Source organism: Pseudomonas sp. NPDC088368 (genome assembly GCF_044753445.1).
Taxonomy (GTDB): domain Bacteria; phylum Pseudomonadota; class Gammaproteobacteria; order Pseudomonadales; family Pseudomonadaceae; genus Aquipseudomonas; species Aquipseudomonas bambusae.
The window spans coordinates 566066-582090 of the sequence record NZ_JBIVNG010000001.1; the positions used below are offsets into that span (position 1 = coordinate 566066).

Consider the following 16025-nt stretch of genomic DNA (forward strand, 5'->3'; position numbering starts at 1 on the left):
ATGGGAGGAGCATACCGGGATTTGCGTAGTGTTCGCGATCTGCTTCTGGCCGAAGGCCGTAGGAGCGTGTTTGCCCGCGAAAGCGCCGGGTCAGGCACCATCCCTGTCACTGACCCACCGCCTTCGCTGCCGTCGTAACCTCCGGCGTCTCCTACAGGGATTGCGTGTGCCAGCGATGTTTGATCGACGCGGTCTCTGTGGGAGCTTCTGGAGGTTACGACAGTGGCGAATGCGGTGGGTCAGGTACGAAGGGATCGCGTGGAACACTCAATTCATTTCCCACGAATCAACTGCCTCACCACAAACCGGTTCGGATGACACGCCTCGGCCACGCTGCGCGGTAACGGCAGGGGTTCGTTGTCCAGCCACGCCGCGATCAATTCCCCGGACAACGGCGCGGTGATCAGACCTCGCGAGCCGTGGCCGCTGTTGACGTACAGGCCGTCCAGCCACGGGCATTCTGTTTCGGGGATTTGCCGGGCGTCCTTGCGCAAGACCGCGTAGGCCTCGAAAAACGCCTCGCGATCCGCCAGCGGCCCGACGATGGGCAGGTAGTCGGGGCTGGTGCAGCGGAAGGCGGCGCGGCCTTGCAGCTGTTCGACGGGCAACTGGTCGGCCTGCAAACGCTTGGTCAGGTCGGCGGAGATTTCCCGCAGCAGCTCAAGATTGCCCAAGTGTTCAGCGGTGGTGGGGGTGAGGTCGTCGCTGTTGAATTCGAAGCTGGCGCCGAGGGTGTGTTCGCCCAGGCGACACGGCGCGACGTAGCCTTCGGCGCAGACCACTGTTTTCAGCGACTGGCTGGCGGCGGTTTCCGGCAGTCGGGTGATCTGCCCGCGAATGCGTTTGAGCGGCAGGTCGGCGCTGGCCGGGAAGCGTTTCACTTCCGCGGCTCCGGCCAGCACCACGACAGGGGCCGAATCCAGCAGGTGCTGGCCATCCCACGCTTGCCACACATCACCGTCACGGCGCAGCTCGACCACGTCGTTGTGCGTCATCAATTGAATGTTCGACACGCTGGCCTGATGCCGACACAGCGCGGGCGGGTGCACCCAGCCGCCTTCCGGGTAAAACAGCCCGCCGCTGGGGAGCGCCACGCCCGCTGCGGCTTCGGCGTCAGACTGACTCAGCACGTGCAGCAAATCGGGTGAGAATGCCCCGGCCAGTTGCCCCTGTCGCTCGCCTTCCTTCTCGTCGAACGCCAGTTGCAGCACGCCACAATCGCCCCAATCGACGCCTCGCTCAAGCCGTTCCAGCAGGCGCCGGGTATGGCCGAAGCCGCTGAGGATCAGCTGCGACAACGCTGTGCCGTGTGCCGAGAGCTTCAGGTACAGCACGCCCTGCGGATTGCCCGATGCTTCTTGCGCCAGGTCGTCATGACGTTCCAGCAGGCTGACCTGCCAACCCCGAGCTGCGAGGCTCGACGCCGTGGCACAGCCCGCCAGCCCTGCGCCGATCACCAGTGCCTTGCGTTCCGCGTGCTTGAAAGAGGGGCGAGCAAACCAGGGTTTCGCCGCCGCAGGAGCGGCAGCAGCTTCAGGCCAGCCCACGAACACCCCTCGCAAAACCTCCCATTTGTGCCCGATGCCCGGCACCCGTTTCATCTTGAAACCCGCCGCGTTCAAGGCGCGACGGACCCAGCCCGTGCTGGTGAACGTGCCGATGGTCGAGTTCGGCGCTGCCAGGCGTGCAAGCTCGGCGAACAGTTCTGGGGTCCACATCTCCGGATTTTTCGCGGGCGCGAAACCGTCGAGAAACCACGCGTCGATGGGCCCGTCCAGTTGCGGCAGCATCTCCAGCGCATCGCCGATCAACAGGGTGAGGGTCACGCGCCCGCCGTCGAACATCAGCCGCTGAAACCCTTCGTGAATGGCGACGTACTGCGCGAGCAGTGGGTCGGCGAAGGGTTTCAACTCGGGCCACAGGTTCAGGGCGCGCACGAGGTCGGCGCGGCTTAGAGGGAATTTTTCGACGCTGACGAAGTGCAGCCGCGCACCGGGGGCCGCGCAGGCTTCAAACAACTGCCAGGCGCAGAGGAAATTCAGCCCGGTGCCAAAACCGGTCTCGCCAATCACCAGACGCCCGTCCGCAGGCAGCGCGGTGAAGCGTTCCTGCAACGCGTTCTGGGTCAGAAACACATGACGCGTCTCGGCCAAGCCTGATTCGTTGGAAAAGTAGACGTCGGCAAAGGCCCGGGAAATCGGGTTGCCGTTTTCGTCCCAGTCGAGCTGGGCGTGCTGGAGGGTGGTCATGGTTGGGCTACTAAAGGGCGCGTGGGCAGGTGCAAGGTCGGCATCTTAACCCACTGCGCCCTCGATCTTGCTGCATGACGATTGACCCATGGCAGGGTTTCATTGTCACAACCCACATCGTTTGTACTGATCCGCTAGTCTTGAGCGATCTGGAAAGGAGCCCTACATGTTCGAATCCGCTGAAATCGGCCACACCATCGACGACGAGACCTACGACGCACAGGTCCCGGCCCTTCGCGAAGCCCTGCTGGAAGCCCAATACGAACTCCACGAACAGGCCAAGCGCCCGATCATCGTGTTGATCAACGGTATCGAAGGCGCGGGCAAGGGCGAGACCGTCAAGCTGCTCAACGACTGGATGGACCCGCGCTACATCGAAGTGCGCACCTTCGACCAACAGACCGACGAAGAGCTGGCCCACCCACCGGTCTGGCGTTACTGGCGGCAGTTGCCTCCGAAGGGCCGCATCGGCATCTTCTTCGGCAACTGGTACAGCCAGATGATTCAGGGCCGGGTGCATAAACAGTTTAAGGACCCCGTGCTCGATCAGGCGATCAACGGCGCCGAACGTCTTGAAAAAATGCTCGTCGATGAAGGCGCGGTGATCTTCAAGTTCTGGTTTCACCTGTCCAAGAAGCAGATGAAGCTGCGCCTCAAAACCCTCAAGGACGACCCGCTGCACAGCTGGCGCATCAGCCCGCTGGACTGGCAGCAATCCCAAACGTACGACAAATTCGTGCGCTTCGGCGAGCGGGTGTTGCGCCGCACCAGTCGCGACTACGCGCCGTGGCACGTGATTGAAGGGGTGGACGCCAACTACCGCAGCCTGACCGTCGGCCGCCTGCTGCTGGAAGGGTTGCAGAACGCCCTGAAGACTCCGGAAGGCAACGCGAACATGGTCAACATCGGGCCGCTGCCCAGCAACACCGATGAACTGAGCCTGCTGGACAATCTGGACATGACCCTGGCGCTGGAGAAGGACGACTACGACGAGCAGTTGATCGCGGAGCAGGCGCGGCTGTCCGGCCTGATGCGCTACAAGCGCATGCGCCGTCACGCGCTGGTCGCGGTGTTCGAAGGCAACGACGCGGCGGGCAAGGGCGGGGCGATCAAACGCGTGGCCGGGGCGCTCGACCCTCGGCAGTACCACATCGTGCCGATTGCCGCGCCGAGCCAGGATGAACTGGCGCAACCGTATCTGTGGCGCTTTTGGCGTCAGATTCCGGCGCGGGGAAAATTTACCGTGTTCGACCGTTCGTGGTATGGCCGGGTGTTGGTGGAGCGGGTCGAGGGTTTTTGCTCACAGGACGACTGGCTGAGGGCTTACAGCGAGATCAACGACTTCGAAGAGCAGCTCACCGACGCGGGCATCGTCGTCGTGAAGTTCTGGTTGGCCATCGACGATCAGACTCAGCTGGAGCGCTTCAAAGCCCGGGAAAAGATCCCGTTCAAACGCCACAAGATCACCGAAGACGACTGGCGCAACCGCAGCAAATGGCCGCAATACCGCGAAGCCGTGGGCGACATGGTCGACCGCACCAGCACCGAAATCGCCCCGTGGACGCTGGTCGAAGCCAACGACAAACGCTGGGCACGGGTGAAAGTGCTGCGCACGATCAACAACGCGCTGGAGGCGGCGTTTGAGAAGGGGGATAAGAAGAAATAATGGGGTGGGCGGTGTGTCAGCCAGGCCGCTTTCGCTGCCGTCGTAACCTCCGGCGTCTCCCACAGGATTGGTGAGGTCCGGAACGCTGGCGGTCGACACATGGCCGCCTTTGATTCTGGCCGAAGGCCGTAGGAGCTGGCTTGCCTGCGATCTGTTGCGCAGCGACAGCAAAACCACACAACCCGGTGCACCTCACACGCCGCGTGCGCAGAGTTTGCTGCCGCTGCGCGTCAGATCGTAGGCAAGCCAACTCCTACGGCCTCCGGCCAGAATCAAGAGCTTGGAGCGCACCCGTCCCACAGCCTCCGGCCAGAATCAAGAGCTTGGAGCGCACCCGTCCCACAGCCTCCGGCAAGAATCAAGAGCTTGGAACGCGTCAGCTCCACGGCCTCCGTCCAGAATCAAAGGCGGTCAGGAGTCAGCCGCGAGCGTCCGGGATTTCGCAGTTCCTGTGGGAGACGCCGGAGGTTACGACGGCAGCGAAGGCGGCCTGTCTGACACCCTCGCGCTCACCGCTCCCGCAACGCCTCAGTCCGCGCCTTAAGCACCGGCTTCAGCAAATAATCCATCACGCTTTTCTCACCCGTGATGATGTCTACCGTCGCCACCATGCCGGGGATGATCAGCAGGGGTTTTTCGTTGCTGCCCAGGTGGTTACGGTCGGTGCGGACCTGGATCAAATAGAAAGTGTTGCCCTTGTCATCGGTGGTGGTGTCGGCGCCGATGAGTTCCAGTTTGGCGGGCAGGCCGCCGTAGATGGTGTAGTCGTAGGCGCTGAACTTGACCATGGCTTTCTGGCCGGGGTGGAGGAAGGCGACGTCTTGCGGGCGGACCTTGGCTTCGATCAGCAGGTTGTCGTCCAGTGGCACGATTTCCACCATGTCGCTGCCAGGCTGGACCACACCGCCGATGGTGTTGACTTTCAGCGTTTTCACGATGCCTTTGACCGGAGAGGTGACAGTGGTGCGGGTCACACGGTCGTCGATGGCGATGCTGGTGGCGCTGGCTTTGGCGAGGTCCGAGCGTTTGTCGTTCAAATCCTTGGTCGCGTCCGAGCGGAAGCTGTCGAGGGATTCCTGGATCTTGCTTTTGATCTCGTTGATCGCCGCTTCGGCCCGGGGAATCGCCAGCGAAGTTGCGTCCATTTGCCCGCGGGCCTCGGATGCCTTGCCTTTGAGCCGAATGATTTCCACCGGCGACACCGCGCCGCTGTTCACCAGTGGCGCCGACATGCTCAGCTCCTGCTGAATGAACCCCAGCTGATTGCGGTACTGATCCTGTTTGGAGCGAAACTCGGCGACTTCCTGCATCTTCTGCCGCAACTGTTCCTGCAACGTGCGCTGCTCGCTAGCGAGGCGCCGCTGGCGCGAGTCGTACAACGCCTGCTCGTCTGCCGCCACCTGCGGCGCCTTGCTCAGCACCACGGCCGACGGCTTGAACGGACGCCCCTCGGACTCCGCCGACAGCCGATCCACTTGCGCCATCAGCGTGTATTTATCGACCTCGCTCTCGCCCTTGTTCGACAGAAACCGCGTGTCATCGAGGCGCAGCAGGGTGTCGCCCTTGTCCACGATCTGCCCTTCACGGACGAAAATCTCGGTGACGATGCCGCCTTCAAGGTTCTGGATTACCTGAACCTTGCTCGACGGAATCGCCTTGCCTTCGCCCATGGTGACTTCTTCGAGCACCGCGAATTTGGCCCAGACCAGCGCGGTGACGATCAGCGCGGCGGCGAGCCACACGGTGATTCGGGCGCCGCGGGAAGAATCCTGCGCGGCGACGCCGGCGACCTCGGGCATGAACTCAAGATCGACCTGACGGCCGGGCTGAAAATAACGGTGAGCGGAAGACATGGTTGACGCTCCTTAAACCGAAGACGGGCCGACGTGGCCCTTGCGCAGTGCTTCGACGACCAGCGCCTTGGGGCCGTCGGCCACGACTTTGCCGTTGTCCAGCACCACCAGCCGATCCACCAGACTGAGCATCGACATGCGGTGGGTGACCAGCAGCAGCGTCTTGCCCTGCATCCGGTCGAACAGCTTCTGCCGCAGGACGTCTTCGCTGGCGTTGTCCATGTGGCTGGTGGGTTCGTCGAGCAGCATGATCGGTGGGTCAAGCAACAGGGCCCGCGCCATCAGCACCGCCTGCCGCTGCCCGCCGGACAGCAATTGCCCACGCTCACCGACCGGCCGGTCGAAGCCCATCGGATGATTGCGCGCCAGTTCGGTCACGCCCGTCAGCTCCGCCACTTCGAGCATCCGCGCATCGGTGACGTAGCGGGCGCCGAGGGTCAGATTGTCCCGCAGGCTTCCGGCCAGCAGCGGCAGGTCGTGGGCGACGTAACCCACTTGCTGGCGCAAATCCGCCACGTCCACCTGTCGCAAGTCCAGGCCGTCCAGCAGCAACTGGCCCGCGTCCGGGGCGTAGAAACCCATCATCAACCGGGCCAGCGTGCTTTTGCCTGACCCGCTGCGACCGATGATGCCGATGCGCTCGCCGGGCTTGATGCTGATGCTGACGTCGTGCAACGCCGCGGCCGTGCCCGGACCGCCGTAGGCAAAGCTGGCGTTGACCACCTGAATGTCGCCCTTGAGCAGGGTGTGTTGCAGCGGGTTTTTGCCTTGCTCGCGTTCCTGAGGCAGTGCCATCAGCGCGTCGGTGCTTTTCATCGTGAGCTGCGCCTGTTGGTAGCGCGTGATCAGCCCGGCGATCTGCCCGAGCGGTGCGAGCACGCGGCTGCCGAGCATGTAGCTGGCCACCAGCGCACCGACGCTGAGGTTGCCAGCGATGATGATGTAGACCCCCGCCACGATGGTCGCCATGCCCGAAAACTGTTGGATGAAAAGCGTGCCGTTGCTGGCCAGCGCCGAGAGGTCGCGGGCGTGGCTGTCGAGGCGGGTGAGGGCGCCGTGGGTCGATTCCCATTTGTGCTGGCGTTCGCTTTCGGCGCCGCAGGCCTTGAGGGTTTCCAGGCCGCCGAGGGTTTCCACCAACAACGCTTGCCGTTCTGCGCCGAGCGCCAGGCTGCGTTCGACAGTGTCGCGCAGGCGGATCTGGATGATCCACGCGAACAGAATGGTGACCGGAAATGCAACCAACGGAATCACCACCAGCCAGCCGCCGAGCAGGCCGATCACCGCCAGCATCAACACGGCGAAAGGCAAGTCGATAATGCTGGTCAGGGTGACGGCGGTGAGGAATTCCCGCAGGCCCTGAAAGTCGTGAATGCTCTGGGCAAAGCCGCCGACGCTGGCCGGACGGGCTTTCATCGCCATGCCGGTGATGCGCTCGAACAGGGTCGCGGAGAGGATCACGTCGGTCTTCTTCCCGGCCTGATCCAGCAGGTGCGCACGCACCAGCCGCAAGGTCAGTTCGAAGCCGGTGCCGATCAACAGCCCGATGGCCAAGACCCACAAGGTCGAGGTCGCCTGATTGGGCACGACGCGGTCGTAGGTCTGCATAACGAACAGCGGCACCATCAGACCGAGCAAGTTGATCAACAGGCTCGCCAGAATCGCATCGCCGTACAGCCCGCGAGACAGCTTTATCGTGTCGCGAAACCAGGCGTTGACCCTCGGCACCAGCGGCGCGCGCAGGTTTTCCAGCTCATGACGAGGGCGGGCGAACAGGGCTTGGCCGGTGTAGAGCGTTTGCAGCTCTTCGCGGGTGACCCGTTGCTCGCCGCCGTCGGCTTCGCTTGGAAGAATCAGCGCGCGTCCGTCGTCTTCCCAGCGTCGGAGAATCGCGCAGCGGTTGCCCTTGAGCAGCAGCAGAACCGGAAGGTTGAGGCCGTCGATGGCGTTGAGGTCGCGGCGCAGAATGCGCGCTTGCAAACCGGCGCGGGCAGCGGCGCGGGGGAGAAGATCGACGCTCAGGGATTGCTGCGCCAGGGGCAGGCCAGCGCTGAGGCTGCTGCGGCTGGCGTTGCAATCGTGGAGCCGACAGAGGATGAGCAGGCCATCCAGCAGCGGGTCGTCGAAGTTCGAACGGGGGTCGAACGGCTGAGCCGGTTCTAAATCAGGCAATTCCATGCGGGTCACAGACTTCTCCCAGCGCTTGCGCGCTTGACTACATCGCTACTTCACTACTTCAGGTCGGGCAGCCGGGCTTCGCTCTTGACTTCCGTCAGGGCGACCGCTGCGGCGGGCATCACGACTCGCGCCTTGCTCAACAGTTCGCCTTCGGTGGCCAGTACGCGGTACATCGAATATTCCTCGGTGTAGCGCAGCTCGGTGTAGCGACGGGCGGCGTTGTACAGCTCGTTTTCACTGTCGAGCAGGTCGAGCAGGGTGCGCTGACCGAGGCCGAACTGGTCCTGATACGCGGCGCGCACCTTAGTGGTGGTTTCCGCGTATTCACGGGCGATCGGGGTCTGTACGCGGGCGTTATTCATGGCGTTCCAGGCCAGCGACAGGTTTTCGTTGAGCATGCGCAACGCGTTGTTGCGGATGTCCATCGCCTGGCCGGTCTTATAGGCGTCCGAGTTGAGGCGGGCCTTGTCGCGGTTGCCATTGAACAGGTTGTAATTCATCACCACGGCGGCGCGCCATTCGTTGTCGTGGCCCTCTTCACCGGCGATGTTGTTGTTCGCCCCGACTGCCAGCTCACCGTCGAAACGCGGGTAGAACGGCGACTTGGCGACTTCGTACTGCTTCTCGGCGGCGTTGACGTCGGCCTGGGCCGACTTCAGATAGGGGTTGTTCACCAGCATGCTTTGCTTGGCGTCGGTCAGGCTTTTCGGCACTTCACCCTTGATCGAAGCGGGGGCTTCCAGCTCGTCGGGCGTCTTGCCTACGGCACTGAAGAAGTTGGCTTCGGCGTCGGAGAGATCGACCTGTGCGGTGTAGTAGTTGTTCTCGGCCAGGGCGCGGCGGGCCTTGGACTGGTCGCTGTCAGCGTTGCTGCCGATGCCGCGATTGGCGCGCAGGCCGATCTGGTCGTTGATGCGCAAATGCGCTTGCAGGTTGTTCTTCGCCAGGTCCAGCAGCTCACGACGCTTGAGCACTTCCAGGTACACCTCGATGGCCCGCAACGCGAGGCTTTCCGAGGTGCCGCGCAGGTAGTACGCGCGGGAATTGACCACCGCCTGGGTGCGTCCGACTTCGTTCTTGGTATTGAACCCGTCGAACAGCATCTGCCGCAGACGCAGCTCGGATTGGGTGTAGTTCAGGGTTTCTTCATTGTGGTTGCCCACGAAACGGGTGGTGGGGCTGTCGGTGTGTTCGCGGCCGTAGGCTGCCACCAGGTCCACCGTCGGAAGGTAGCCGCCCTTGGCGATCTTCACGTCTTCGTCGGCAGACAGTCGGTTGTTCACGTTGGCGTGAATTTCCGGGTGATTGTCGATGGTGTTCTGAATCGCTTGGTTCAGCGACATGGCTTGCGCTTGGGCGCAGGCCACCGCCAACACAACTGCACTGTAGAGCGGGGTCAAATCGCGCATGGAAACTCTCCCTGGATAATTGTCGTGCTGCGTACGCCAAAAAACCGGCGATTCGTGCTGTTAAAACCGTATCAGGTTTGTAACATCACAGCTAAGAACAACTTTCGGAAAAGCTCAGACGTTTTTTTCATATCCCTTATTCCAAAAAAAACTTATGTCATTTTACGAATTCAGGCGAAGGTGAATTTTAGGAATTGCCTGTATTCAACGTTTTACAGACGTCTTACGGTTGCGAAGGGAGTTTCAACGGAAATTTGACGGCGTTCGATCAAGTGGTTTTTCGAGCAAAAAACTTGAAAAGATTCAGCGACATAAAATTGTCGGTGAATAGTAGCTCCAAGCCATTTCTGTGCGCCGATCGAACATTCTTTGTTGGGTTCGTAACATTTTTTGATCCGGTTTACGCAGCAAGGGAGTGGATATGGCCAGGTTGATCGGTACGGTTCGGGCAGTCGTGGGGGATGTTTTTGCGGTGGCCAGCAACGGCACCAAGCGATTGGTGATCGAAGGCGACAAGGTGTACGCCGGTGAATTGCTGGAAACCGGCGCTACCGGTGCCGTGGCGGTGCACTTGGCCAAGGGGGGCGAACTGACCCTCGGACGGGACAGCAGCATGCCGCTGACGCAGGAAATCCTCGCCAATCACGCCACCCATGTGGACACCCCCGACGCCACGGCCCCGAGCCAGTCGCAACTGGCCGATGTGCAGCAGCTGCAACAGCTAATCGCAGCCGGTGCCGACCCGAGCCAAGTGACAGACGCGCCCGCCGCAGGCACCGCCAACCCTGGCGGTTCACCTTCCGCGCTGGGCGGCGGACACACCTTCGTGCTGCTGACTGAAACCGCTGGCGTGGTGAACCCGGTCGTGGGCTTCCCGACGGCCGGCATTACCACCACCTTTCTCGTGCCTGAGGGCGAAGTCGGCCGCTTTGGTGATGGCAGCCCAGGCGACAACCTGCCGCCGATCGTCACCCCACCGGACGAACCGCCTGTGGTGACGCTGCCCCCGGATCAGCCGCCGCCCGACCAGCCACCACCGGACCAGCCTCCGCCTGACCAACCGCCGCCGGATCAGCCACCGCCTGACGAGCCGCCACCGCCGCCCGTGAACTATGGCGTCGCGCTGGGCGCCAGCGAGGTCACGCTGAACGAGGCCAACCTTGCTGACGGCAGCGCCCCGAATTCGGGCGCGTTGACCCAGAACGGTGTGATCAAGGTCAGTGCCCCTGACGGCCTGCTGACCCTGACCATCGGCGGCGTCGACGTGGTGGTCAACGGCGTCCCCATGAGCTCGCCGCAAACCATCACCCTGCCATCCGGCAACACCCTCACGATCCTCGGTTACAACCCGAGCACCGGGGAGGCCAGCTACACCTACACGCTCACAGGCCCCGAAACCCACAATCAGGGCGCGGGCACCGTCAATGACGAGCAGATCCCCGTGCACGCGGTGGACAGCAACGGCGACGCCGCCAACGGCAGCATCAACGTGCACGTGCTCGATGACGTGCCTCAGGCCAATCCGGACATCGGTTACGTCAAGGAAGGCGGCGAAACCAGCGGCAATATCCTCGGCAACGACCTGTCCGGTGCCGACGGCCCTGGGTCGGGCGGTTTGATTGTCGGCGTGCGCGCGGGCGATAACACCTCCGCCCCAGTGTTCGGTGGCGTTGGCACCGTGATTCAAGGGCTCTACGGCACCCTGACCGTGGATGCGAGCGGCCAGGCGTCCTATGTCGCCAACCCGAATTCGGGTGGCCACGACGACGTGAAGGACATCTTCACTTACACCATTCGCGATGCGGACGGCGACACCAGCACCACGACGGTCACGGTCAACGTCTACCACAACGATGGCGTGATCATCGGCGGCAGCGACTGCACGCTCAACGAAGCCAACCTGCCGGACGGCACTGACCCGAACGCCGCCGCGCTGACCCAGACCGGCACGGTCAAGATCAGCGCCCCGGACGGCCTGCAAACCCTGACGGTCGGTGGTATCAACGTCGTCGAGAACGGCAACCCGCTGACGTCGCCGCAATCCGTCACCTTGCCGTCGGGCAGCACGTTCACTGTGCTGCATTACGACCCGGCCACCGGCGAGGTCACCTACAGCTACACCCTTAATGGCGCGGAAACCCACAATCAGGGCGACGGCACGGTCAACAACGAACAGATCGCCGTGCATGCCGTGGACAACGACGGCGACACCGCCGACGGCAACATCAACGTCCACGTCACCGACGACGTGCCGCAAGCCACCGCCGACATTGGCTATGTCAAAGAAGGCGGCGAGACCAGCGGCAACATCCTCGCTAACGACCACGCCGGGGCCGATGGTCCGGGGGCGGGTGGCTTGATCGTCGGTGTTCGCGCGGGCGATGACACGTCGACACCGGTCACCGGTGGCGTCGGAACCGTGATTCAGGGGCTGTACGGCACCCTGACCGTGGACGCCAGCGGGCAGGCGTCCTACATGGCCAACCCGAATTCGGGCGGGCATGGCGACATGAAAGACATCTTCACCTACAGCATTCGCGACGCGGACGGCGACACCAGCACCACCACGATCACCGTCAACGTCTACCACAACGACGGCCCGATGATTGGCGGCGGCGATTGCACCGTCGACGAAGCCAACCTGCCAGGCGGCTCGCACCCGGATCACGACGCGCTGACCCAGACCGGCACGATCAAGGTGACCGCGCCGGACGGCGTGCAAAACCTGATCATTGGCGGCATCGTCGTGGTCGATCACGGCGTGCCGCTGTCGTCACCGCAGTCCACCACGCTGCCCTCGGGCAACTCGCTGACCGTGCTGCATTACGACCCCACCACCGGCGACGTGACTTACACCTACACGCTGAATGAGGCGGAAAATCACAACCAGGGCGACGGCACTTCGCTGAGCGACCCAATCCCCGTGCACGCCGTGGACACCAATGGCGACGTGCGTGACGGCACCCTTGTGGTCAAGATCCTCGACGACACACCCCAAGCGCACAGCGACATCGGCAACGTCGTGGCAGGGGGCGAAACCAGCGGCAACCTGCTGCTCAACGATACCGCGGGTGCGGATGGCGCAGGCCCCAACGGGCTGATCGTCGGCGTGCGCGCCGGTGGCGACACCACCACGCCTGTCATCGGCGGGCTGAACACCGTGATCACCGGGGCATACGGCACGCTGATCGTCGACAATCAGGGCAACGCGACCTACCACAGCGACTCGTCCCACGTCGGGCCGCAAGGTCAGCAGGACGTCTTTACGTACACCATTCGCGATGCCGACGGCGACACCAGCACCACGACGGTCACCGTCAATATCAACGTGGCCGCGCCGTGCCCACCGGTGGCCTGCAACGACAACGACGTCACCGTGCAGGAAAGCGCCCTCGACACCCACAAAGACGGGCAGGATCTGGCGCCGGGCATCGTGACCGGCAGCAATCCCGGCTCCACCGCAGAAACCGGCAGCGGCAGCGTCGCCAACTCGGTGCAGGGCGGCACCGGTGCGCTGACCTTCACCGCTGAAGGCGCGCAGAACGGCACCGTTCAAGGGCAATACGGCGTCCTGCACCTGAACACCGACGGCAGCTACACCTACACCCTGACCTCGCCGCCGAGTACCACGCCTGCCGCCAACGATGGGGCCAACGTCACCCACGAAGCCTTCAACTACACCGTAACCGACTCGCTGGGCCAGTCTTCGACGGCGCAGATCGTGGTCAACATCGTGGACGACCAACCTCAGGCCGCAAACCTTGAAAAAACCGTCACCACTGACCCGGTCAACAGCAACCTGATGCTTATCGTCGACAACTCGGCGAGCATGAACGAGGCCTCAGGGGTCAACGGACTGACCCGTCTGGGACTGGAAAAACAGGCCATTGTCGCGCTGCTCGACAACTACGAAGCCCTCGGCGACGTGCGCGTGCAGCTGGTGACCTTCAACAGCCAGGCCAATATCGCCAGCGATCAGTGGGTCGACGTGGCCACGGCCAAAAACATGGTCAACGCGATCACTGCCGGCAACGGCACCAACTACGATGCGGCGCTGGCGTCTGCGCAAACCGCGTTCGTGCAGAAGGGCGCACTCGCCGGGGCGCAGAACCTGGCGTACTTCTTCTCGGACGGCAACCCGACCGTATCGCCACAGCATTCCGACCCGGACCGCGTGCCGAACCCGGCTCGTGGCGATGGCATCAGCCCAAGCGAAGAAGCGGTGTGGACCCACTTTCTCGACAGCCACGGCATCAACGCTTTCGCGATTGGAGTCGGTACTGACATCAGCAGCCAATACCTAAACCCCGTCGCCTACAACGGCGCCACGGGCAGCAACACCAGCGCGGTGATCGTTACCGACCTCGGCCAGTTGAACGCCGTGCTCAGCGGCACGGTGCAGGGTGGCGTGCAGGGCAGCCTGCTGGAAGGCGGGACCTTTGGCGCGGATCAGGGCTTCGTCAAATCCATCAGCGTCGAGGGCACGACCTACACGTTCAACCCTCAGGCGTACAGCCATCAGGGCGGCGTGACCGTCAGCGGCGGCCCGAACCACGGCAGCTTCGAGGGCATGAGCAACACCCTCACCGTGACCGGCCAACACGGTACGCTGGTGGTCAACATGAACACCGGCGACTACAGCTACACCCCAGCGGCGGGCCTGACGCAGTCTGCAACGGACAACATTCACTACGTGCTCAGCGACTACGACGGCGATCTGGCCGGTGCCAATCTTGTTGTGCACGTCGAAGCGAGTGCGCCAGTGACACCAACCCCGGTCTACGACGCACCGGTGGCCGTGGCTGACAACGTCATCACCAACCTCAGTGGGTCGAGCATCGTGATTCCCGGCGCGGCGCTGGCGGCCAATGACCAGCCTGGCAATGGCGGTGCGTTGACCGTTTCGCCCGGCAGTTTCGCCACGGGCTGGACGTCGCGCGGCGCGGACTTCAAGGCCGGTTCGCTGAAAACCATTAACTTCAGCGGCACCTCCGACACCGACGTCAATCAGCTGAAAAACCTTAGCCGTAGCGACTTCTTCAGCAATACCGCCACCACGGCGCTGTTGGTGATCAGCGGCTATCTGGGGGCGGTCAACGCATCACCCTCCAACGCTCAGGACCTGTACAGCGTGCAGCTGAAAGCGGGGGAAACCGTCACCGTCGATCACAACCTGACCAACGACGTCCTGGGCATGGCCTGGAAATTCGAAGACGGCGCGGCGCACAGCCTCAGCGACGGCGGCAGCTTCACCGCGACCGAAGACGGGACGTACCGCCTGATCGTGGTCAATCAGGGCGACCCTGACCTGAAAGGCAACTACGAGCTGCATTTGTCGATCGACACGGCGGCGGTCAACACCACGCCGGATGTCCACAGCACCTACACCGTCACCGATGCCCACGGCGGCAGCAGCACTGCGCCCATCGACATCAGCCATCAGGACGGTCACACCGTCCTGGGCACGACAGGCGATGACGTGTTGATCGGGGGGGCCAACAGTGAACTCCACGGCGGCGACGGCAACGACGTGCTGGTGGCGGGGCCGGGCAACAACGAACTGTTTGGCGACAACGGCAACGACATGCTCTTCAGCGGGCCGGGCAACGACTTGCTCGACGGCGGCGCGGGCAACAACACCGCCAACTACTCGCTGGCGACGGCAGGCGTGACCGTGAGTACCGCCGAAACCGGGCCGCAGCACACAGGCGGGGCGGGCACCGACACACTGGTGAACATCCAGAATCTGATCGGCTCGAACTACAACGACCACCTGACCGGTGACTCGGGTAACAACGTGTTGAACGGCGGGCTGGGCAACGACGTGCTGAACGGCGGGGCTGGCGACGACACCCTCATTGGCGGTCCGGGCAACAACACCCTGACCGGTGGGCCGGGGCACGACACTTTCCTTTACCAGGCCGGTAACACCGGGCACGACACGATCACCGATTTCAACTTCGGCATCGACAAACTGGACCTCTCGCAGCTGTTGCAGGGCGAGCATGGGGATGCGAACTCGCTGGAGAATTTTCTGCACTTCAGCGTGAGCGGGAATGGGTCATCGCTGGTCTCGACCATCGACGTCAGCAGCATTGCGGGTGGTGCGGCAACGCAAACCATCGACCTCGCCGGCGTGAACCTCGCCCAACACTACGGCGTCACGCCAGGGGCGGCTGGCGCTGTCGCAGGCGGGGCGGACACGGCATCGATCATCAACGGGATGCTGGGGGATCATTCGCTGAAAGTGGACACGGTGTGATCGGCAGGATGTGAGGATTGGCGGCAAGGCTTGCGGTGTGCCTTGAACACCGCACCATTCAGCCACGCTGCAACACCTCTGTAGGAGCGAAGTCATTCGCGAACGGATGGGCAGGCGATGGAGATGCATCGGACGTACCGCCGCCTTCGCGAATGAATTCGCTCCCACAGTGGAGACCGCGCAGGGTTCAAGGGTTGTGCAGTCTGTAGCGGTGCTGCTGAGGCGGGATTGTGTCGTTCACAGGATTCAAACGCGCCGCAACACCCCTGTAGGAGCGAATTCATTCGCGAAGAGGTTCAGGCGATGGAGATGCGTCGGACGTACCGCCGCCTTCGCGAATGAATTCGCTCCCACAGTGGAGACCGCGCAGGGTTCAAGGGTTGTGCAGTCTGTAGCGGTGGTGCTGAG

At 63.0% G+C, this 16025-nt stretch carries 6 protein-coding genes; 2 read left to right on the forward strand and 4 right to left on the reverse strand.

Annotated elements, in window-relative coordinates:
• Positions 1 to 272: 272 nt before the first annotated feature.
• Entirely contained in the window at positions 273 to 2249 is a 1977-nt protein-coding gene (mnmC, locus tag ACIQAL_RS02430; protein ID WP_401141980.1) for a bifunctional tRNA (5-methylaminomethyl-2-thiouridine)(34)-methyltransferase MnmD/FAD-dependent 5-carboxymethylaminomethyl-2-thiouridine(34) oxidoreductase MnmC, read from the reverse strand.
• Between the two features lie 166 nt (positions 2250 to 2415).
• On the opposite strand from mnmC, the gene pap reads away from it, so the two are divergent.
• On the forward strand, positions 2416 to 3915 hold the full coding sequence (pap, locus tag ACIQAL_RS02435; RefSeq protein ID WP_401141982.1) for a polyphosphate:AMP phosphotransferase: 1500 nt from the start codon (positions 2416 to 2418) through the stop codon (positions 3913 to 3915).
• A gap of 509 nt (positions 3916 to 4424) precedes the next feature.
• Here pap and ACIQAL_RS02440 read toward each other — a convergent pair.
• The 3 genes from ACIQAL_RS02440 to ACIQAL_RS02450 are packed head-to-tail and all read right to left on the reverse strand — an operon-like array spanning position 4425 to position 9355.
• Positions 4425 to 5768 (reverse strand): HlyD family type I secretion periplasmic adaptor subunit, encoded by a 1344-nt coding sequence (locus ACIQAL_RS02440; RefSeq protein ID WP_401141985.1) that lies wholly within the window; start codon positions 5766 to 5768, stop codon positions 4425 to 4427.
• A gap of 12 nt (positions 5769 to 5780) precedes the next feature.
• Positions 5781 to 7946, reverse strand: a complete 2166-nt coding sequence (locus tag ACIQAL_RS02445) for a type I secretion system permease/ATPase (RefSeq protein WP_401142393.1) — start codon at positions 7944 to 7946, stop codon at positions 5781 to 5783.
• 53 nt (positions 7947 to 7999) lie between these two features.
• The gene (locus ACIQAL_RS02450; RefSeq protein ID WP_401141988.1) at positions 8000 to 9355 is read right to left on the reverse strand and encodes a TolC family outer membrane protein; all 1356 of its coding nucleotides are present in this window, start codon (positions 9353 to 9355) and stop codon (positions 8000 to 8002) included.
• 421 nt (positions 9356 to 9776) lie between these two features.
• On the opposite strand from ACIQAL_RS02450, the gene ACIQAL_RS02455 reads away from it, so the two are divergent.
• The gene (locus ACIQAL_RS02455) at positions 9777 to 15617 is read left to right on the forward strand and encodes a retention module-containing protein (RefSeq protein WP_401141991.1); all 5841 of its coding nucleotides are present in this window, start codon (positions 9777 to 9779) and stop codon (positions 15615 to 15617) included.
• Positions 15618 to 16025: the final 408 nt, after the last annotated feature.